This is a genomic window from Shouchella hunanensis (assembly GCF_028735875.1).
Lineage (GTDB): Bacteria > Bacillota > Bacilli > Bacillales > Bacillaceae_D > Shouchella > Shouchella hunanensis.
The window spans coordinates 2,362,141-2,381,253 of the sequence record NZ_CP117834.1; the positions used below are offsets into that span (position 1 = coordinate 2,362,141).

Below are 19,113 nucleotides of genomic sequence, written 5' to 3' on the forward strand. Positions count from 1 at the left end.
TAAAGTAGGAGGGATGATGGAATGCATGATGAATATGAGGAGAAACGAGTCAAAGAGATAGATGAAGAGATTTGCGCTTTGCTACACAAACGTAAGGTGATGACAAACAATAATCCAGGCTGTCCGCCTATGGATCAAATGGAAGAATGGGCACAAACCTATCAACTTGAAAAGGAAATGATTGCGAGTATTTTTCATGTCGCCGCTAACGAGGAAGAGTATAGGCCAATGATTCAACCTAAGGGCTATGTAAACACCATTCCTCAATCGTTGTTACATGAAGAGGACGACATCCTTTATAGCATACCAGCGTTGCAAACCTATCAAAATGCAACAGTGTTACTACTGCAAATGGTCTGTCGTCCAGAGAAGGTCAATTTTCATGAGCGGACGAGGATTTTTACAATCAACGTAAAAGGGTCAAAGCCATACAGAGCCCAAATGACAGAGGGAAGTGGTGGGGATGCGATGCAAGGCTATCGGTTTGTTGTTAGCCCTGCGATACAAGAAGAGGTAACGATTGTAGTAGAGGAAAAAGAATGGAGCAAAAAAACACCGCTGACAACTTTTGAGTGGATCGTAAAAGCTTGAACAAAAGGAGAACAATCGAATGCCATTTAAGCGAGAAACGTTGCCATTGCAGAATAAAACCGTGTTGATAACAGGGGTTAGTCGTAGAAAAGGGATCGGATATGCCATTGCTAGGCAATGTGCTGCTTACGGTGCATCCATTGTCATCCAGCATTACCGCATTCACGACAAAGAGCAAGACTGGGGAGCCGATTCATTAGAGGCTGTTTTAGATGGGATAAAAGAACAGTTGACAGAAGATGCGACGCTAACGGAGTTTTCAGCAAATTTTGAGGAAGCGAAAGCCCCTGCACAACTTTTCGAGAAGATCGAGCATGCACATGTTGATGCACTCGTATGTAATCATGCCATGAGTGGGAGTGATGGTTCTTTAATGGCGATAAATAGTGAATCCCTTTCTCGTCATTACGTGGTCAACACCCAATCTAGTTTGTTGCTTGCCAAGCATTTTACAAAGCAGTTTAAACCGGAGACGGGGCGGGGAAAAGTGATCTTTATGACGTCTGGACAAGAGCTAGGTCCCCTGCGCGGCGAAATTGCGTACGGATCTGCAAAAGGTGCCATTGCCGGGATAACTGAGACCATTGCCGATGAATTAGCCGATTACAACATTACAGTAAACACAGTCAACCCAGGCCCTGTTGATACAGGTTATATGACGGCCGAACTTTGGCAGGCATTAAAGCCAAAATTTCCATTTGGGCGTATGGGTGAAAATGATGATCCAGCACGACTCATTGCGTGGTTATTAACAGATGAAGCCAACTGGATTACCGGTCAAATTATTAATTCAGAAGGCGGCTTTCGTAGAGGATGAAAATGTAGAAAAAATTTCGAATGGTTGCACATCTAATCGATTATAATGATTAAAAATAGGAAAAGAGGCACGTACATGAACGATAAAGTTGTCTGGTATGGTCGCTGTTTGTTTATAGTAGGCATTGTATTATTTGGTCTTACTCAAATTGCGTTGGCAATGGACATACACGACCCCACCTTATTTACAGGAGCGATGATTGCTTATTATGCGAGTATTATCTTCTTTATTGTTGGTCTTATTACTATACTAACGGATTTATTTCAAAGCCAAGATGAATAGCCCTTTCCCCCTTTTAGTAAAAAAGGGGATTTTGTTTAGTTTTTAAAGCATTCAATGCTACAATAAAAAGAAATTGGAAGGTATGAAGCTGGAGGAGTTTGTATGCAATCAGTCCCAACAAATGCAATTAAAGTAGTGTCGCGCGCTAAGAAGGAAACCATTCCTAAAGCTCATGAAGAGCTACGTCATTGGAAAAGTGAAGCCATGAAGATACAAGACGAATCGATCCGTGAGCAAGCAACATGGACTGTTAGCGATAAAACGTTTCACGCTGAAGGAGGCAGTATTATCGGTCTTCTGTCTGGCGCAAATAAAGATCGCTATATTCAATTTATGGTAGGGTATCAGTCGATTTGTGATTTTTTAGATACGCTTTGCGATAAAAATGACAGCACGAACCCGGACGATTTTCGTTCCATTCACAATGCGCTATTAGATACATTAGAGCCTGAAAAAGAGTTTAGTGATTACTATCAATATCGATCAGGCTTTCATGATGATGGGTATTTACAAAAGCTGGTAACACGATGCCGTGAAGCGGTGCAGCAATTTCCTGGTTTTGATGTAATGAAAGAAGACATGAAGGAAGTTGCGGGTTATTATATTGATTTCCAAGTGTACAAGCATGTGGAAGAAGAGAAGCGTGAACCGTTGTTAAAAGCGTTTTATGAAGAAAATCAGCACCTTGTTCCAGGGATGCGTTGGTATGAGTTCGCTTGTGGTGCGGCATCAACCCTCGCACTTTATACACTTGCAGCCTATGCTGCTGCCTCTGAGCGGACAAAAGAAGAGTCGAAGCATATAAAAGAAGCTTATTTTCCTTGGGTCCAAGGCTTACACATTATGCTTGATTATTTTATTGATCAAGAGGAAGATCGCTTAGAAAATGAAATGAATTTTGCTGCATACTATGAGTCAAAGGAAGATATGATGGAGCGGTTTCGCTTTCTAGATGAACAAGCGAACGCGAAATTGAAAGGCTTGCCTGACGAGAAATTTCATATGCTTTTGAAGAAAGGCTTGTACGCACTTTATTTATCTGATGGAAAAGTAGCGAATAACCCTGAACTGAAAAAAGATGCAAAGGAAATTATTAAGCTAGGCGGAAAATCAGCGGCGTTTTTCTTCCAGAATCGCTGGATGTTTAAGCGTGCGATTTAACAATGAAGGCATCTCGGAATCTGACGAGGTGCCTTTTTCAAGGAGGAACAAAATGAGAATCAGAGAAATAAAGGAAGACAATCGAACAGACGTTGAAGCGTTTTTTAGCCAACAATGGGGTTCTCCACTAATGGTCGTTGCCAGCGGTGTCTATGATTGTAGTGAACTTGATGGCTATGTTGCGCTAAATGAAGCTGGAGACATCATTGGTTTACTAACGTTTGCGTATCGCAACGGACAAATGGAAGTGATGTCGTTAGATAGTGTGAAGGAAGGCGTTGGCGTAGGGACTGCTTTACTGGAAACCGTAGAAAACGGTGCCAGAGAAAAGGGCAAAAAAGCGATTCATCTTGTGACAACAAATGATAATGTACATGCACTAGCATTTTACCAAAGAAGAGGCTATGTGCTACATAAGCTTTATAAAGAAGCCGTAAAGAAAGCACGTTTGCTTAAGCCTGAAATTCCGCACGTTGCAGAAAATGGCATTCCTATAAGGGATGAGATTGAGTTAATCAAGTCACTTGTATAAGGAGGAAGAAACGATGCGATCAGAAAAGGAAATGATGAATCTTATTCTTTCAATCGCCAGCGAAGATGAACGTATTTTGGCTGTGTATATGAATGGGTCTAGAACAAACAAGAACGCACCGAAAGACCTTTTTCAAGATTATGACATTGTTTATGTGGTAGAGAATACGGCTCCATTTGTACAAGAGCGAGCGTGGTTAAATCAATTCGGTAAGCGTTTACTTATGCAAGAGCCAGCTCAACACGATGAAGCTTTAGGGAGAAACGTGAATGTCGATCGTTCTTATACGTACTTAATGTTGCTTGCCGATGGCAACCGAATTGATTTACATGTTGAGACGATTGCGTCAATGAAAGAAGGGTACAGAAACGATTCTTTAACGATACCGTTACTAGATAAAAGGGGAATTTTGCCTGATATCGCACCAGCTTCCGATAAAGATTATCGAGTGAGAAAACCATCGGAAGCGGAATTTTTAATTAGCTGTAACGAGTTTTGGTGGTGTTTACAAAATGTTGTGAAAGGGATTTGGCGAGATGAGCTCCCTTATGCTAAAGAAATGTTCGATGGTGTTGTAAGAATACCGTTAAACCATATGACCTCTTGGTGGATTCAACAAAATCAAAGCGAACCAGTGGCTACAGGAAAAATGGGTAAGTATTTTAAACGGTTCTTACCTGAGCCGTTATGGGAGCAGTACAAACACACGTATAGCGGCCCTTCACATGAAGACTTCTGGCGCTCTCTTTTTACCGCATGTGATTTATTTAGTACGTTAGCGAGAGATGTAGCTAGCCAATTAACCTATCCGTATAACGAAGAAGAAGAAAAGCATATGCTCCTGTATCTACGACGAGTGCAGTCGTTGTCAAAAGAGGCGACGGAGATTTTCTAAAGGGACGGTTAGTGAACAAGAGTAGTAAAAAGAACTAAATTTTTGATTGTTCTGTTTTTAAAAGAGCGTTACACTTGTGTACATATAAGAGTGTGAGGAGATGGTTTATAGGGGATGAGTTCAAAGTCTAGAGTTGTGGCAATCGCGCTTATCACAGCAGTAGCCGTACTAGGAGACGCAATGTTGTTTATTGTGTTACCGTTAAATTGGGAGGAATTTGGTTTAACAGCGGTATGGCAAGTTGGTGTACTTTTATCCATTAATCGCTTCGTTCGCTTACCGATTACACCTCTTATCGGTCTTTTTTACAAAAAATTTGATGTGCGTGTTGGTATGGTAGTAGCCGTATGTCTAGCAGGGATCAGCACGCTGTTCTATGGCTTATCAAGTGGGTTTATTGTTTTATTAATCATGCGCATTTTCTGGGGGATTGCATGGTCTTTTATCCGTCTTGGCGGTTTATTGACAGTTGTTTCATTGTCTCAAGATACGAACCGGGGCAATTTAATGGGTCTCTACAATGGTCTTTGGGGATTAGGTGGTTTAACAGGAATGTTGGCAGGTGGCGTCTTTGTAGATATTTTTTCGATAACGGCTGTTACGACGATTTTTGCCTTCGGCTCGTTTTTACTTCTCCCATTTATTTATATGCTTATTCCGAAAACAGAAGGAAAAGAGGCGGCTCAGGAAGCGGCTGATAAGTATAAAAACCTTGATATGACATTCCTCACTCCTTACATTCGTTTAGTCATCGCAACAAGTGCCACAATGGGTTTTATCGTTTTAGGTATTTTTGCTTCTTCTTTAAGTACACTTATTGGTCGAAGCTATGATGAGCAATGGTCGATTTTGGGTCTAACCATTGGCGTTCTTGGATTAGCAGGCGCAATACAGGCATTTCGCTGGGCGTGGGAACCATTTATTGCCCCTCTATTTGGCCGTATGGTTGATCGCTCAACCAATAAACAAACCCTCATACTTGTACCTTTACTCATTAGCATTGTCACGTTTTGGTTTTTAGGTTTCCTTGACAAGGTTGTTCCTCTGCTAATCGTTATTTTTGTCTTTCAGTTTGCATCAACCATGTTTGTGACCGTTACGGACACACTTGCTGCCGGAGCCGCTTCTAAAACAGACTCTGTCAAGATGATGACTGTTCACACCGTTATGGTTGATCTTGGGGCTGCAATAGGACCACTGTTATCGTTTTTAATTCTTTTCTGGTTTGATTTAAGTATGGTGTTCTATGTTGCGAGTATTCTTATGGCAGTGTTAGCGGCTGCTTGGATTCTATATGGCATAAAACAAAAAAAGACCTTGAGTCGTGTATAGTTCTCAAGGTCTTTTTAGCTTCTTTTCCTCTAATTATCACAATTTCTGTCATTATTTCCGGGGCAATAAGAGAAGGGAATAGATGAAATTGACAAGATCTTCGCTTACATTACAGCAATCGCGCTTTAATCAGAAATCGGTGCTGAATAAAATCAATATAGCCTTTACACTGAATATGCTCATGCATCTGCTGAAGTGGCCGTATATATTTCTCAACAGAAAAATCAGGAATTTGCCAAGGAATGGCTTTTAAATAGTAAATCACCGCACCTACATCATAAAATCGCTGCACACCGATCTTTTCTAGTGTTTTTTGAATGTGAAACGGCTTATTAGAGAAAGCTGCTAGTGCAAGGTTTAAATTCCATTTTGAATACAAAGGATCTATCTGGGCTCCCAGAGCTTTATTTAAGTCAGAACAGTCTTTTCCACCGACTTGTTGAGTTAAGAACGTTCCGCCTGACTGTAACAATCGTTCTAGCTCGCTGACAGAATAAGAATCATGTTGATTTAAAATAAGATCAACATGAGAAGATGGTATGGGAATGTTCTCATCGGTTTGAGAAAAAACAACCGTAACGCCAAGGGGACGTAAGCGTTGACGAGCGATCGTTAGATTAGGTTCGTAGCCTTCTGTTGCGTAAGCAATAGGTGGATAAGGATGAAGTCTAGAAAAAAATTCTCCACCACCAGTCCCCATATCGAGGACGGCGTTTGCTTGTTGCATGGCGGCATACGCTAGTCCTCCATACGACCATGGTAATAAACTACTATTAAAGCGATTTAATGAGGTTAAACGGGAAAAATCCCAACCATTAAAAGCTTCTTCTTGTTCTTGTAAATAAACATCAAATAATGATTTGTCCATTTCTTTTATCCTCCATTCCGTTCACTAAACGTCTTAACTGAATAGAGGGAGGTCCGCGGATGATTCCATAAAGTTGTTAGGTTGGATGAGAGTAAGGGTACATGGTTTGGCCTCCAATAGAGTAAGTATGTCAAGTTGGAAACTATATTGTCAAGAATAATCTGAATAAATTAACTTGTGTGTTATACCCCTATGAGGTATATTGATCATAGAGGTGAGTTTATGAAGCGAACGTAACAAGTTGCCATACTGTTATTTGATTATGTCGATGCATTAGATTTTGCTGGACCGTACGAAGTATTTACGATGAGCGTTTTTTCAGAAAGTGATGTTAAAAAGCTTTTTATGAATCAGTTAGCGTTAAAAGACAAGCCCTTTCAAGTATTTACAGTATCAAAAGAAGGGGAGTCTATTACGGTCCATAATGGGTTAAAAGTGATACCTGATTATTCATTTAAAAACTGCCCTGTTTTTGACGTCCTACTCGTTCCAGGTGGTCCTATAAAAGCAATGAAAAGTGTAATGGAAGATCAACAGATTATTGGATGGATAGGGGCTAAACCCAATGCACTGATTGCTTCTGTCTGTACAGGAGCGTTTTTTCTAGGTGAAGCGGGACTACTGGACGGTAAAGATGCTACTACAAATCAATCCGCTCTGTCTTTATTTGAAAGAACGTTCGAAAAGATAAAGGTTGTAAAAGGCGTGCGCTATATTGATGCTGGTTCCGTGATTACATCAGCTGGCATAACAGCAGGAATCTCGATGACGCTGTCTCTGGTTGAAAGGTTATACGGAAAAGAAATGCGAGATAGAACCTTACAGACGATCGAATGGGAATAACCAAGGGGAAACTCCGCTACAATCTTTTTTACTTGTAAAGACATTACATGGCATATGAGTAATGATTGTATCTTATAAGAGCAGGGAGTATGATACATGCAAATGATCATTACTTGAAAAAGGGTGAAAGCATGTCAAAGTCAACAAGGTTAATTGAATTATTGCTCTACATAAATAAACGACATAAGTTTACAGCGCGTGAGCTTGCCCAGGAATTTAACGTTTCTTATCGAACGATTCTTAGAGATTTAGATGAATTGAGTGGGTTAGGGCTACCTTTTTATTCTGAAGTAGGTCATGGAGGTGGCTATTATGTGATCGCTGAAAAGATGCTTCCGCCGTTATTTTTAAAAGAAACGGAGGCGATGGCACTCTATTTTTCTTTTCAATCGCTGGAATTTGTTCCTACTCTGCCATTCAAAACCGAAACGGACTATGCGCTTGAAAAACTGTATCAGCATTTTTCTCAGGAAGCTCGAAAGAGGATTAAAAAAATGAATGGTCGGATTGCGTTTTGGAATCCTCCTCGTCAGAAACAGGCGCTTCATTTAGACGAGTTATTAGAAGCAGCAGTGGAGCACACGCCGATTACAATCGTCTATGAAAAAGAAGATGAGCTAATGGAAAGAATCATTCAGCCGATTGGGATCTACAGTTCTCATGGATTTTGGTATTGTCCGTCCTACTGTTTTACGAGAAATGCGATCCGTTTATTTCGAGCAGATCGTATTAAACAGGTCGAGAAAACGAGGAAGGAAGCTGTGGATCTTCCGTTCCAGTCGGTTCAAGAATGGCTGTCCGAAGCGGAAGAAACAGGTGAAAAGTCAGTAAATTTTTTAGTGGAACTGTCGCGAACAGGGATAAGAAAAGCCCAATCAATTGTTGATGTAGAGCGGTTTATTAAAGTAGAAGAAGATGGTAGCGGTTGGATTGAAGCGGTTGTTCCAGAACAGGAGCTTCCTTATTTTGTTCAAGTAATCTGGACGCTAGGCCCTGAAGCCGTTATTAAAGAACCGCAAGTAGCCATTGATCTGATCAAAGAAAAAGTGCAAGCAATGTGGACAAACTATGTGTAACGTGACAGTCGTTGTCACTATTATGAGCTAAACTAAAAGAAAGATACGAAAGGAGTTTGATAAGAATGAATGCTGTTAGCCAAATGAAAGAAACCGCATTTCACGAGTTAGAGGTTGGAATTCGGTCGATTGAGGGATTACTACATAAAGTAAGAGAGGACGACTATTCGTATCGACCATCTGAACAGATGCGCACGTTAGAAGAATTGATGCGCCATCTAGTAGCCATTCCCGAAGTCGATTTATGTATTATGCAGGAGCAAACACAGGAGCAGGTGCAACAAATAGAAAAGAAATACAATTCGCTTCCTACTAGTCAAGCAATGGTTGATGAAATGTATAAAGGGTTAGAAGCCTATAAGACGTATGTGTTTCAATTAAGTGATGAAGACTTTTTGACAAAAAAAACGACAGCCTTTTATCTTGAAAAAGGAACGACACAGATTCAGTGGTTAATGGAAGTAGTCACTCACGTCTTCCATCATCGTGCGCAATTGTTTACTTATTTAAAGCAAAAAGGCTATGAGGTAACGATGTTTGATCTATATGTGTGATGGTAGGAAAAAGCAATGAAGAACCCGTCATTGCTTTTCCCACATGACGCTACACAAATTTGTGTTTAATAAAAAGTGAGATGACTTTTGTCATTTCGATAGTAGTTAAGTCGATCTTGCAATGTTCCGGTGTGATATTCGAATTTATGACCATCAGGATCGGTGAAATAAATGGACTGCTTGTCTTGTTCATCTCGCGTTCTTCCTTTTAAGATGGAGACTTTTAGTGATTTTAGTCTACGAACGGTGCTTTCAAATGCTTCTTCTTCAATTGAAAAAGCAATATGAGTGTAGGATTGAGCAATCTCGTTACGAGGGATTGCTTTTTCGACGTTCAGGGCGAGCCATATACCGTCTAAATCAAAGTAAGCCAGTTTTTCGCCTTTAACAAGTAAAGTGGCACCTAATACTTGTTCATAAAAATCAATCGATTCTTCAAGATTCGAAACAGAAAAAGTAAGATGATTAATTGGCATAAGAACCTCCAAGTCAATTGTTTTCCTAAATGGATCAATTTACAGTATACTGTAAATTGATTTTTGTGAATCTTCATCATTATAAATGCATACTTGTGATAAATACAATGGAGGGTGTAAAGTGACTGAAATCGTACGTGAATTGACTGAGGATGAGTGGGGTTCCATTGTGCACCTTTCAAAGGCTGTTGGGTGGGATTACCATAGAAAAGAAGTGGAAATGATTTTTAAAAACGGCACAGTGTTTGGAATTGACGACAATGAAAAACTTGTTGCTTGCGCGGCTCTTATTTCCTACGATGAAAAAAAGATTGGGTCGATCGGTATGGTCATTGTTCTTCAGTCCCATCAAGGAAAGGGACTTGGACGTAAACTAACAGAAGCGTGTATGAATAGAAAAGCACAAACTCAATCACTTATGTTAATTGCAACAAAAGAGGGTGAATCTCTTTATCGAAAAGTAGGCTTTCAAACAACGGATACGATCGTGAAATATACAAGTAGTTCATTTGAATCCTTTAACGATTTCGTACATGCCCAGTCCTTTGAGCAATTCATGCTTCAAGATGTGGTCGATCTAGATGCGGCAGCATTTGGAGAGAGAAGAGAAGGATTTTTACAGGATCGTATTAAGCAAGCTAGTAAAGCCTATGTACGATACAAAGATGAAAAAATTGATGGCTATGGGTTAGCCATCGATACCCCTTACAATCGAATAATCGGTCCACTCATTTGCAAAACCGATGAAGGGGCTATTGATATCATTCGTGCATTGCTAATAGGCTATTCGGGTCGGGTTCGAATCGATCTTCCTAAAAAGCGAGAACGTGTGGAGGCTTTTTTACAAAAATCTGGCTTTTCTCTCTCTGCTACTCCACCTTTAATGGTGAAAGGAGAACTTCCCGATCGCAACGGAACATTGATTAGTATTGCGGCACAAGCCTTTGGCTAACAGAAAAAGTCTTAAAGGAGAGAGTACGTAAATGAAAGTGAAAACGCTAAACGATTACCTTTCTTGTATAAATGTTGCACAGCAAAGCCCAACCCTTGCCTTTTTAAAAGAAATTTGTTTCTCTCATCTACAAACATTTCCATTTGAGAATATAAGCAAAATTTATTTTCATAAACAACAGATACCTCAATTCCTTGGTGACGTTGAAACCTTTCTTACTCATTATGATCGCTATGGATCTGGTGGCACTTGCTACATTCAAAATTCGATTCTCTATACGGTCTTGCAAGCACTTTCTTTTCATTGTTATCTTGTGAAATTAGGCGAGATTCATATGGGGATCATTGTAATAGTGAAACGTAAACACTATTATGTTGATTGTGGAGCTGCCGCACCTTTCTTTAACCCCATTTTGCTAGAAGATAAAGATACTCAGTCCCCGTCATTTGGAAGTGATGTCATTACCTTTTCTTACCAAGGGGATGGACACTATCACTACCAACGCTATCTAGATGGGAATAAAAGTGGAGATTGCTGGTCATTTAACGTAACTAAGTCAGCTAACTTCACTGATTTTGAGCAGCTCTTTCAAGACTCATTTAAAAAAGAAGCAACCTTTATGAAGCTATTTCGATGTCAGCTTTATCAATTAAATCAGAGACGTAGTGTATCGATTGTAAATAATATCTTCTCAATTCGATATGAATCAGGGAAAAAGCAGACGAGAACATTGGACGATCTAGACGAGTTAAAGCACGTACTCAATGAAGAATTTCATTTACCGCAATTACCGATTCAGCAATGCATTGAATTTCTGCATCAACAGAATCTAGTACTCTTTAAGTAAAAGGAAGGAACCTCACAAATGCCACTAGTGAAAAATATTACCGGAAAGCGTTGAACAAGGAATGGTAATTGCAAGTGGGTGACTATGATCAAGTCGTTTCTTTTCATTTGTGCATTGCTTTTAATCCTTTTCATGGAAAAAAGGGGACAATTGAATCATGGATCGAATGTAAACTAGAGTTTTTCGGCTGATCATTAGAAAATGTTGAGCGTGTCAAGGTTATCATAGGAGCCACTCATCCATACGAAAAACCGTTCATTTCGTTCTTTATGAGATGTTTAAGGAATTGACAGGCCCTCCGTTCACGTGCTACTGTATATTACAGATAAATAAGGTCTGTAATAACGTTTAAGGGTGAGAGGTATGAAATATTCAAAAGCAACGAATTACGCTTTGCATACAATGGTTTATTTAACAACGATGCCTCGCGGTAAGGCAACGGGTGTAGATGTACTAGCGAAGCAACAAGATGTCTCACCAACCTACTTATCGAAAATTTTAACAAAACTTGTAAAAGCAGGGCTAATTGAGTCAACACCTGGAGTGAACGGCGGCTATACCCTGAGTCGGAATGGCAAACAAATCTCTTTTTTAGATGTCATTCATGCGATTGAAGGACAGTCCGTTCTGTTTCGATGCTCTTCAGACCATGAAGATGCGATTCAAAGGAAAGGTTGTTTGATTGAAAAAGCAATGACGCGAGCAGAAGATCGGTTGAAAGAAGAGCTAGACAAAACAACAATTGCAGATATCGCTGATGAGGTAGGGAAGAGCCGCGAGTAGCGGTACTCTTTTTATTTAAATTAAAGATAAAACTAGTCTTTAATATCTACAATATCTATATAGGGAGATGAAGGAATGATTGATACAGTTATTATAGGTGGCGGTCCAGCTGGATTAAGTGCAGCGTTAGTTTTAGGAAGAGCAAAACGGAGCGTTTATCTGTTTGATGATGCTAACCCACGGAATCAAGTTACACAGCATTCACACGGGTATCTAACTCAGGACGGTGTGACGCCAACGCAGTTTAGACAAAAAGCCCTAGCAGATCTACGGAAATACCCTTCCATTAAATGGGGACAACAACGAGTGGAGACAATTAAGAAGCAAGACGATGGAACGTTTCGGGTTAATTCGGAAGGAACTGAGGTGATAGCTCGCAAAATTCTGCTTGCGACCGGGTTAAAAGACGTCTTGCCTGATGTTCCAAACATCCATGATTTTTATGGCACGAGTTTATATCCATGTCCGTTTTGTGACGGATGGGAGCTTAGGGATCAACCTCTGATTGTCATTTCTGAAAACGATCATGCAAGCATGTTTACGACACTAATCACGAATTGGAGTAGAGATGTTGTCTTAGCGACGAATGGAAAAAGCGTACTTTCAGCTGAACAAAAGGCATCATTTGCTTCAAGAAACATTCAAGTAGTAGAAGAGAAGATTCAAGCGCTCGAAGGAAAAGATGGTCAGCTGAAACAAATTCAGTTTTCAAATGGACGTGTAATAGAGCGGGCGGGAGGTTTTATTACGAGTACGCTAACGCAAGCTTCCCTTCTTGCTGATCGGCTTGGTTGCAAAGAAAATGAAAATGGTGGGTATGATACAGATGGTTTTGGTCAGACAACTGTATCAGGGGTGTATGCAACCGGTGATATGACAATGAATCAAGCCCCGCAACTTTTACTAGCCGCTGCAGATGGAAGTATGGCAGCAGCAGGCATTGTAAAAGCGTTGGCAGTAGAAGACTTCGAAATGAACTGATTCGTTTGTTAGGAAAGTAAAGTGCGAAAAACAATGCCACAGACAACACCGAGAATAACCGATAATAGGAAATGTTTTGTTAAAAAATAGACAATGCCTGTGGAAAGACATACGAGTAACGTTGGAACAGAAAGCATGGCAGTAGATTGAGGATTGAGCACTTGCTGTGCCAGTAAGGTTGTCAAAATGGCAATCGGCACATAATGAAAATATAGCTTTGCAAAAGGTGAAAATGAAACCCGTCCTAACCATTCCAAGCCAATGTAGCGGATGCTAAAGACTAAAAGACTTATTAGCGCAATTAATAGCCATTGATCAAGCATGAGCCTGCTCCCCTTTCTGAGTGAAAATGCCAACGAGTGGGGCAAGCAAGCCGACAAGTATAATGGTAAAGCCATTATTCGGAGCAATCCATTCAGCAATAATTGTAATGATGATAGCCGTGCCAACGGTTAACCAAGCTGCTTTATGTGTCAAAGCAGGGACAAGTAAAGCAGTGAACGCTGCTGGAAATGCTAAATCAAGCCCAAAACGAATGGGATCTATTTGATCGCCAACCCATACACCAATAAAGGATGAACTTACCCAAGCAGCATAAAATAGGAACGTCACAGTTAGGAAATAGCGGATATCAGTTCCATATTTAATAAATCGAGCTTTGGCAAGAAGGTAAGGTTCATCGCTTATACCAAAGATGCCGAAAAAACGCCATGGTTGCTTCACTTTTTTTAAATCTCTTGCTAAATCCATTCCATAAAGAAAATCGCGCAAGTTTAATAGAAAAGCAGCGAATAAAATTGCTGGTATGGTAGCACCAGCGGCATACATGGCGACTGCGACCAATTGAACAGAACCGGCAAAAATAAGCATAGACATGACGGTAGCGGTTAAAATGGTGAAATCTGCTTGATGAGCGAGAACACCGTATGATATGCCATACGAACCGATCGCAATAGCGATCGGTAGCCCGTCAACGATAGCGGCTTTTGTTGATGAATTCTTCATAACCTAGACCCCTTTAGGTGAGATGTTATATACTTAAAGTAACCTTATTGTATATTATAATATACTTTAAGTCTATTATAATTATATGGTGGCGATAAAGTTGGAAGAAAAAGTTGCTCAACAGATTGGCGAGCGAGTTCGTCAGTTACGAATGAAACAGGGCTATAGTCTTGAGGCGTTTGCTAATAGAATTAATGTAAGCAAGTTAACGTTGATGAAGGTTGAAAAAGGAGAGGGCAACCCTACACTATCTGTTGTTTGGAAAATAGCTAACGGGCTAAGTGTGCCGATTGCTTCATTATTAATGGTTGAAGAAGGAGTTGAACTTTCTCGAAAAAAACAATCACTTGAATTAGCAAGTTCTGATAATCAGTTTATTGTTGAACCGATGTTTCAAAAAAACCATTATGAGCTTTACCGTGGCTATTTAAAACCAGGCGCGATTTACCAGTCAGACGCCCATCCTAAAGGGGTAAATGAATGTATAACAGTCATGACGAATGAACTCATTGTACGTATAGAAGATGAAGCTTATCATTTACAAGAACATGACGCCATACGCTTCAGTGGAGATAAGATTCATCTGTATGAGAATCCAACCGATCAACTAACAGTACTTCATTTTGTTATTTCTTATGAAGGATGATAATCGAAATCATCCTTTTTGACATGTGCAGGGGAAATAAGAATCATGTCGAAAAGATAATAATGGAGAGATCGCTTATAAAAATGTAAGTAGTAGAGAGGAATTAGACAAATGATAAAAAATGTAGCTGTTTTTTGTGGGTCTGCCAGTGGGATAAATCCCATTTATATAGAAGAGGCAAAGCGCTTAGGAACATTGCTTGCAGCGCAAGACCGTGGACTTGTTTATGGGGGTGCACAGGTAGGATGTATGGGAGCGATTGCCAATCAAATGTTAGAAAAAGGTGGTCATGTGCATGGCGTTATTCCTAAGAAATTAATGCGTGTAGAGGTTGCACATCATCATCTCAATCAATTAGATGTTGTTGATACTATGCATGAGCGTAAAGCAAAGATGGCAGAGCTATCTGATGCATTTATCGCTTTACCTGGGGGAGCCGGGACGCTAGAAGAATGGTTCGAAGTTTTTACATGGGCTCAACTTGGCTATCACCAAAAGCCTTGTGCCGTTTTAAATGTAGCAGGGTTTTATGATCCGTTTCTTACAATGATTGATCATACGATTGAGCAAGGCTTTATGAATCCCAAATATAAAGAGTTAATCATTGTCGCTAATTCCCCAGAAACGTTATTAAAACAATTGGATGCTTATGAGCCAATCTCTATTTCAAAATGGAGTGAAGGATGAGCACGAGTGTCATCGCTTTTCAAGAAACAGGAGATCCGTTGCAACCATTACTTTTTTTTGTTCATGGTGGAGGGGTTAGCAGTTGGATGTGGGAAAAGCAACTAGCTGCTTTTTCCTCAGCCTATCATTGTCTTGCTGTAGATTTACCTGAACATGGAAAGAGTAAAGGCGCGTTTTCGATCGAAGAAAGTGCCATGTCTTGTCTACAGCTAGCAAAAGAGAAAGCAAAGGGACAGCCCGTCCATCTTATTGGATTTTCTCTTGGTGCGCAAGTTGTTATCGACATGTTAAGTAAAGACCCTCTTTTTTTTGAAACGGCGATGATTAACAGTGCGCTTGTTAACACGACTCCTTTCGTTCGTATAGGGGGATTACTAGCGTTGCAAGCATCTTATCCACTGGCGAAGTATCGTACATTCGCGAAAGCACAGGCAAATGTGCTCTACATACCAGAGGAACAATTTGATCGCTATTTCGAAGAATCAAAGCAACTGAAACGTTATACATTGATACGAGTGATGCGAGAAAACTTATCTTACCTATTACCAAGCTCTTTCTCATCTGTAAAAACAAAAATGCTTGTTACAGTCGGCGAAAAAGAAAACCGAATGATGAAGCGATCATTAACGGAAATAAAATATGCGAATGAATTCTGTCAAGATCAAGTGTTTAAAGGTGTCGGCCATGGCTATAGTTTGGCAGATCCACAGGCCTTTAATACCGTCTTACTTAACTGGATAACAGGTGAAAGGTGGTAGAGAGTGAACATTGAATAGGGAAAACAAAAATTGTAACTTTGATTGCCGCTAAAACAGAAGAGCAATGGAAGCGACAAGGTGTTTATGATGTATTTGAACGATATGAACAATGGGGCCACTCTGACAGAAGTGGGGACCTTTATACGTTTTTTATGAATAAGAAATGAGCATGTTCCTTCCCGTTCGTTCTTAAGGAACGGGCTCGTTTTAGTTGAAATAGAGAGTCTAAAATCCCATCTTGAACATCGACATACGGTCTTTGACAGTCGTTAACTGGATTTAACAGATAGCCAATGATGATCATGGAAATTTGCTGGAACGTAAAAAGGGTTTTTATCTTTTGAAGCGAATAGTGTAGTAAAGAATGAATGTTGATTCAATATATTCTTATTAGCTAAGCAAATAAAATTATTTAACAGGGTGGATTTATTTACTTATGCATATCGAAATTATGGAACGATATCAGTTGGATCGTAAAAAGATTGAGGATGATGGAATCGAGTATTTAACTAGTCTAGAAAACAAAATGGATTTTGAACAAGTGGTTTTGTTAGTAGGTACTTTTTTTGATGAAAAGGAAGCAAGAAAACAAATGGCAACCTATTGTATGAAGGTAACAGATTATGCATGTGTGAAAGCAGCTTTTGAATACACATCACTATATAACTTGGAAGAAGAACAAGGAATGTTATTTGAACGGTACCAGGATGATCCGTTATTAAAAGGTCATATCCTAGTCTACGACCTTGCCAGACAATCGAAGAAATCGAAAGGCAAAACGTCACACATTATGGAAGCAGCACGAACACTATACGGACAAGTTCATGATGATTCGTTAAAACTTAAACTTGATTTAATTTTACAATATGAATTATTAATTAATGATCAGCATACTGTGGAGAAGTTTTATGAAAGCATGGTAATGAAATTAAGAAACTTGGATCCGAGCTATGTAAAGACCGTTTTACTAACAAGGCTTGTTCATTATTATTCACGTTCATTGTTCATGGATTCAGATGATTGGGAGGAAGCAGAAAAGAATTGCCTTGCCAACATTGTCAATCCATTGGCACCACCATTTTTCAAAGGAAGCGCCCATCAAATCGCTGGTTATATTTTGGCGTTTTCAAGTAAAATCGAATGCAGTTTGAGTCATCTATGGAAAGCAATTCATTACTATGAAGTGTCAGAAAATTTCGATGCTGCAAAGAGAGTAACGACCACTGTTATCCCTTTTTGCTTAAACTTACATAAAAAGCAGATGCCTAGTAAAATTAATTTTCATGAAATTGATAAAGTAGAACAGGCACATTATTTTATTTTGCATAATGAGAGGAGTAAAGCCGTTTGTCTGTTACAAGACATTATAACGTCTGATTCATCTCATTTTAAAGCGAATCTGTATTGGGCTTTTCTAAAGCGAGATCTTTCTCATCTGATGAGGCTTGCATGTGACTACAATCGAAATGCGTTTGAATTAAACTTAATTAAGCTTTTTGCAAATAGACTGTAAGCACGTTCTAGCTTGTCGGCATAACGATGAGCTTTTTTGTTTAATTATGATTAGAAAAGTGTGAAACGGGAATTGGTAGGTTGAAAAAGATGAAAAGAGAGGTTTTGCTGATGGAAATCGTTCTTCTATGTGGAAGTCTTCGCAAGCAATCATATAACCGAAAATTGTTGAACACGATTAAGGAGCATGCCCCAAGTCATTGGACGTTTACTGAAATAGCCATTGACCGTATTCCTTTTTACAATGCTGATGTGGAAGAACGTCGCGTTCCAGACGAAGTGACAGTACTAAAAGAAGGATTGACACGTGCTGATGGTGTGATCATTGTTTCACCAGAATACAACAACGGTATGCCAGCGGTTGTGAAAAATGCGTTGGATTGGGCAGCCAGTCCGCCACAGGAATCGCCTCTCCCTAAAAAGCCGATTGCTCTTGCAGGAGCGTCTCCACAAGGAGCAGGGACAGTGCAGGCTCAAACTCAGCTAAGACAAACTCTAATTGCCATTGATGCTTATGTGATGTCTGGTCCGAAACTATTAGTTGGACAAGTGCATACGCGTGTTGAGGTTGAAGACGAACAAATCACAGAAGAGGGAACGGTTAAGCGTATTAAGAAATATGTAAAGGCATTTGATGAGTGGATAACCACTTTAAGCGAATAAGGAAAAGAAAGTCTAACGCACTCGTAGTTAGGCTTTTTTTTTTTTCAGATCGACGAAGTCATCAATCATCCATTCGCATAAAGCGAGTTTCACAATACTTTCATAAAAAACGGTATTACTGCGACATGCTTCATCCATAAACAATAAACGAATACTATTCCTTTACCTTTGGCCATAGGACATGACCGACATAACAATGTTAAATGAAGTGGTTCATAGGCGTGACCTAAGGATGGTTTTTTAGGAAAGAACATACGTATGTTCGTGTTTATGGTAAAATAAGTCGTTGTTAAGAAAAGGAGGTCAAGATGACAGGAAAAACACATCTTATTGGTGGAGTCGTTGCTTGTCAAGCAGCTGACATCTTTTTGTTTCAGAACGAAGGGCAGTTTAGCTATTATGCTGCTGGACTTATTGGGGCTCTTATACCCGATATTTGTCATACTCACTCAAAGATTGGGCGGAGGCTTCCAGTCTTATCAAAGGTTGTTAGCACACTGTTTGGTCATCGAACGTTTACACACAGCTTGCTCTTTCTCTTGCTCATCAATCTAGTGTTTCTTTATTTTTTCCCGGAACAAGAAGGATTGCGTATGGGTTTTTTAATTGGTATGATCTCGCATTATGTACTTGATGCACTCACGGTTAGAGGCATCCGTCTGCTTTATCCAGCAAATTTCCGCTTCCGTCTTGCTCGTCTTAGAACAGGTGGTGTAGTAGAAAGTATCTTACTTGGGCTATTCGTTTTAACGATTTGCTTCCTATACATCGGCTATCAATAAAATTCTTGTAAACTTCTTATTTATATTGATTATTAATTAATATTTGTTATAATTAATTAAGTGTCAATCG

The 19,113-nt window shown here is 39.7% G+C and carries 24 protein-coding genes; 20 read left to right on the plus strand and 4 right to left on the minus strand.

What is annotated here, in order from left to right; translation table 11 throughout:
• Window positions 1-21: 21 nt before the first annotated feature.
• The 7 genes from PQ477_RS11970 (at window position 22) to PQ477_RS12000 (ending at window position 5,610) form a co-directional block, all read left to right on the plus strand.
• On the plus strand, window positions 22-591 hold the full coding sequence (locus PQ477_RS11970; protein WP_274271969.1) for a hypothetical protein: 570 nt from the start codon (window positions 22-24) through the stop codon (window positions 589-591).
• Window positions 592-610: 19 nt separating this feature from the next.
• Complete coding sequence (locus PQ477_RS11975) at window positions 611-1,408, plus strand: SDR family oxidoreductase (RefSeq protein WP_274271970.1); 798 nt, start codon at window positions 611-613, stop codon at window positions 1,406-1,408.
• Between the two features lie 75 nt (window positions 1,409-1,483).
• Complete coding sequence (locus tag PQ477_RS11980) at window positions 1,484-1,690, plus strand: hypothetical protein (RefSeq protein ID WP_035397157.1); 207 nt, start codon at window positions 1,484-1,486, stop codon at window positions 1,688-1,690.
• Window positions 1,691-1,792: 102 nt separating this feature from the next.
• Window positions 1,793-2,851, plus strand: coding sequence for a tetraprenyl-beta-curcumene synthase family protein (locus PQ477_RS11985; RefSeq protein WP_274271972.1), 1,059 nt, complete (start codon window positions 1,793-1,795; stop codon window positions 2,849-2,851).
• 52 nt (window positions 2,852-2,903) lie between these two features.
• Complete coding sequence (locus PQ477_RS11990) at window positions 2,904-3,383, plus strand: GNAT family N-acetyltransferase (RefSeq protein WP_274271973.1); 480 nt, start codon at window positions 2,904-2,906, stop codon at window positions 3,381-3,383.
• A 13-nt stretch (window positions 3,384-3,396) separates the two neighbouring features.
• On the plus strand, window positions 3,397-4,278 hold the full coding sequence (locus PQ477_RS11995; protein WP_274271974.1) for an aminoglycoside 6-adenylyltransferase: 882 nt from the start codon (window positions 3,397-3,399) through the stop codon (window positions 4,276-4,278).
• A gap of 114 nt (window positions 4,279-4,392) precedes the next feature.
• Window positions 4,393-5,610 carry an MFS transporter gene (locus PQ477_RS12000; RefSeq protein ID WP_274271975.1) on the plus strand — a complete coding sequence of 406 codons (1,218 nt, stop codon included), beginning with the start codon at window positions 4,393-4,395 and terminating at the stop codon, window positions 5,608-5,610.
• Between the two features lie 109 nt (window positions 5,611-5,719).
• On the opposite strand, the gene PQ477_RS12005 is transcribed toward PQ477_RS12000, so the two are convergent.
• Window positions 5,720-6,478 carry a class I SAM-dependent methyltransferase gene (locus PQ477_RS12005; RefSeq protein WP_274271976.1) on the minus strand — a complete coding sequence of 253 codons (759 nt, stop codon included), beginning with the start codon at window positions 6,476-6,478 and terminating at the stop codon, window positions 5,720-5,722.
• 249 nt (window positions 6,479-6,727) lie between these two features.
• Here PQ477_RS12005 and PQ477_RS12010 point away from each other — a divergent pair, with 249 nt between their 5' ends.
• The 3 genes from PQ477_RS12010 (at window position 6,728) to PQ477_RS12020 (ending at window position 8,951) form a co-directional block, all read left to right on the plus strand.
• Window positions 6,728-7,321 (plus strand): DJ-1/PfpI family protein, encoded by a 594-nt coding sequence (locus tag PQ477_RS12010; RefSeq protein WP_274273570.1) that lies wholly within the window; start codon window positions 6,728-6,730, stop codon window positions 7,319-7,321.
• Between the two features lie 89 nt (window positions 7,322-7,410).
• Window positions 7,411-8,397: a helix-turn-helix transcriptional regulator gene (locus tag PQ477_RS12015; RefSeq protein WP_274271977.1), complete on the plus strand. Its 987-nt coding sequence runs from the start codon at window positions 7,411-7,413 to the stop codon at window positions 8,395-8,397.
• Between the two features lie 65 nt (window positions 8,398-8,462).
• Window positions 8,463-8,951, plus strand: a complete 489-nt coding sequence (locus PQ477_RS12020; protein ID WP_274271978.1) for a DinB family protein — start codon at window positions 8,463-8,465, stop codon at window positions 8,949-8,951.
• Between the two features lie 65 nt (window positions 8,952-9,016).
• Here PQ477_RS12020 and fosB read toward each other — a convergent pair whose 3' ends face one another.
• A complete protein-coding gene (fosB, locus tag PQ477_RS12025) occupies window positions 9,017-9,427 on the minus strand; it encodes a metallothiol transferase FosB (RefSeq protein ID WP_144558225.1) in 411 nt (136 codons plus the stop codon).
• Window positions 9,428-9,548: 121 nt separating this feature from the next.
• Between fosB and PQ477_RS12030 the strand changes: the two genes are divergently transcribed.
• From PQ477_RS12030 to PQ477_RS12045, 4 genes are all read left to right on the plus strand, one after another.
• A complete protein-coding gene (locus tag PQ477_RS12030) occupies window positions 9,549-10,379 on the plus strand; it encodes a GNAT family N-acetyltransferase (RefSeq protein ID WP_274271979.1) in 831 nt (276 codons plus the stop codon).
• A 31-nt stretch (window positions 10,380-10,410) separates the two neighbouring features.
• Window positions 10,411-11,226 carry an arylamine N-acetyltransferase gene (locus PQ477_RS12035; protein ID WP_035393108.1) on the plus strand — a complete coding sequence of 272 codons (816 nt, stop codon included), beginning with the start codon at window positions 10,411-10,413 and terminating at the stop codon, window positions 11,224-11,226.
• A 363-nt stretch (window positions 11,227-11,589) separates the two neighbouring features.
• Entirely contained in the window at window positions 11,590-12,009 is a 420-nt protein-coding gene (locus PQ477_RS12040) for an Rrf2 family transcriptional regulator (RefSeq protein WP_035393107.1), read from the plus strand.
• A 75-nt stretch (window positions 12,010-12,084) separates the two neighbouring features.
• Window positions 12,085-12,990: an NAD(P)/FAD-dependent oxidoreductase gene (locus PQ477_RS12045; protein WP_060704906.1), complete on the plus strand. Its 906-nt coding sequence runs from the start codon at window positions 12,085-12,087 to the stop codon at window positions 12,988-12,990.
• A gap of 8 nt (window positions 12,991-12,998) precedes the next feature.
• Here the strand turns inward: PQ477_RS12045 and PQ477_RS12050 are convergent, their stop codons facing one another.
• Both PQ477_RS12050 and PQ477_RS12055 read right to left on the minus strand, forming a co-directional pair.
• Window positions 12,999-13,313, minus strand: coding sequence for an AzlD domain-containing protein (locus PQ477_RS12050; RefSeq protein WP_035393139.1), 315 nt, complete (start codon window positions 13,311-13,313; stop codon window positions 12,999-13,001).
• Window positions 13,306-13,995, minus strand: a complete 690-nt coding sequence (locus tag PQ477_RS12055; RefSeq protein ID WP_144558233.1) for an AzlC family ABC transporter permease — start codon at window positions 13,993-13,995, stop codon at window positions 13,306-13,308. Before PQ477_RS12055 ends, PQ477_RS12050 begins: the two co-directional genes overlap by 8 nt.
• Window positions 13,996-14,095: 100 nt before the next feature.
• Here PQ477_RS12055 and PQ477_RS12060 point away from each other — a divergent pair, with 100 nt between their 5' ends.
• The 6 genes from PQ477_RS12060 to PQ477_RS12085 all read left to right on the plus strand — a co-directional run bounded on the left by PQ477_RS12060 (window position 14,096) and on the right by PQ477_RS12085 (window position 19,043).
• Window positions 14,096-14,641 carry a helix-turn-helix domain-containing protein gene (locus tag PQ477_RS12060; protein WP_246117125.1) on the plus strand — a complete coding sequence of 182 codons (546 nt, stop codon included), beginning with the start codon at window positions 14,096-14,098 and terminating at the stop codon, window positions 14,639-14,641.
• Window positions 14,642-14,752: 111 nt separating this feature from the next.
• On the plus strand, window positions 14,753-15,328 hold the full coding sequence (locus PQ477_RS12065; RefSeq protein ID WP_035393105.1) for an LOG family protein: 576 nt from the start codon (window positions 14,753-14,755) through the stop codon (window positions 15,326-15,328).
• Window positions 15,325-16,086 carry an alpha/beta fold hydrolase gene (locus PQ477_RS12070; protein ID WP_035393104.1) on the plus strand — a complete coding sequence of 254 codons (762 nt, stop codon included), beginning with the start codon at window positions 15,325-15,327 and terminating at the stop codon, window positions 16,084-16,086. The genes PQ477_RS12065 and PQ477_RS12070 overlap by 4 nt, the downstream gene beginning before the upstream one ends.
• Window positions 16,087-16,522: 436 nt before the next feature.
• The gene (locus tag PQ477_RS12075; RefSeq protein ID WP_035393103.1) at window positions 16,523-17,599 is read left to right on the plus strand and encodes a hypothetical protein; all 1,077 of its coding nucleotides are present in this window, start codon (window positions 16,523-16,525) and stop codon (window positions 17,597-17,599) included.
• An 89-nt stretch (window positions 17,600-17,688) separates the two neighbouring features.
• Window positions 17,689-18,261 (plus strand): NADPH-dependent FMN reductase, encoded by a 573-nt coding sequence (locus tag PQ477_RS12080; protein WP_081762014.1) that lies wholly within the window; start codon window positions 17,689-17,691, stop codon window positions 18,259-18,261.
• Between the two features lie 308 nt (window positions 18,262-18,569).
• On the plus strand, window positions 18,570-19,043 hold the full coding sequence (locus PQ477_RS12085) for a metal-dependent hydrolase (protein ID WP_035393099.1): 474 nt from the start codon (window positions 18,570-18,572) through the stop codon (window positions 19,041-19,043).
• The last annotated feature ends 70 nt before the right edge of the window (window positions 19,044-19,113 follow it).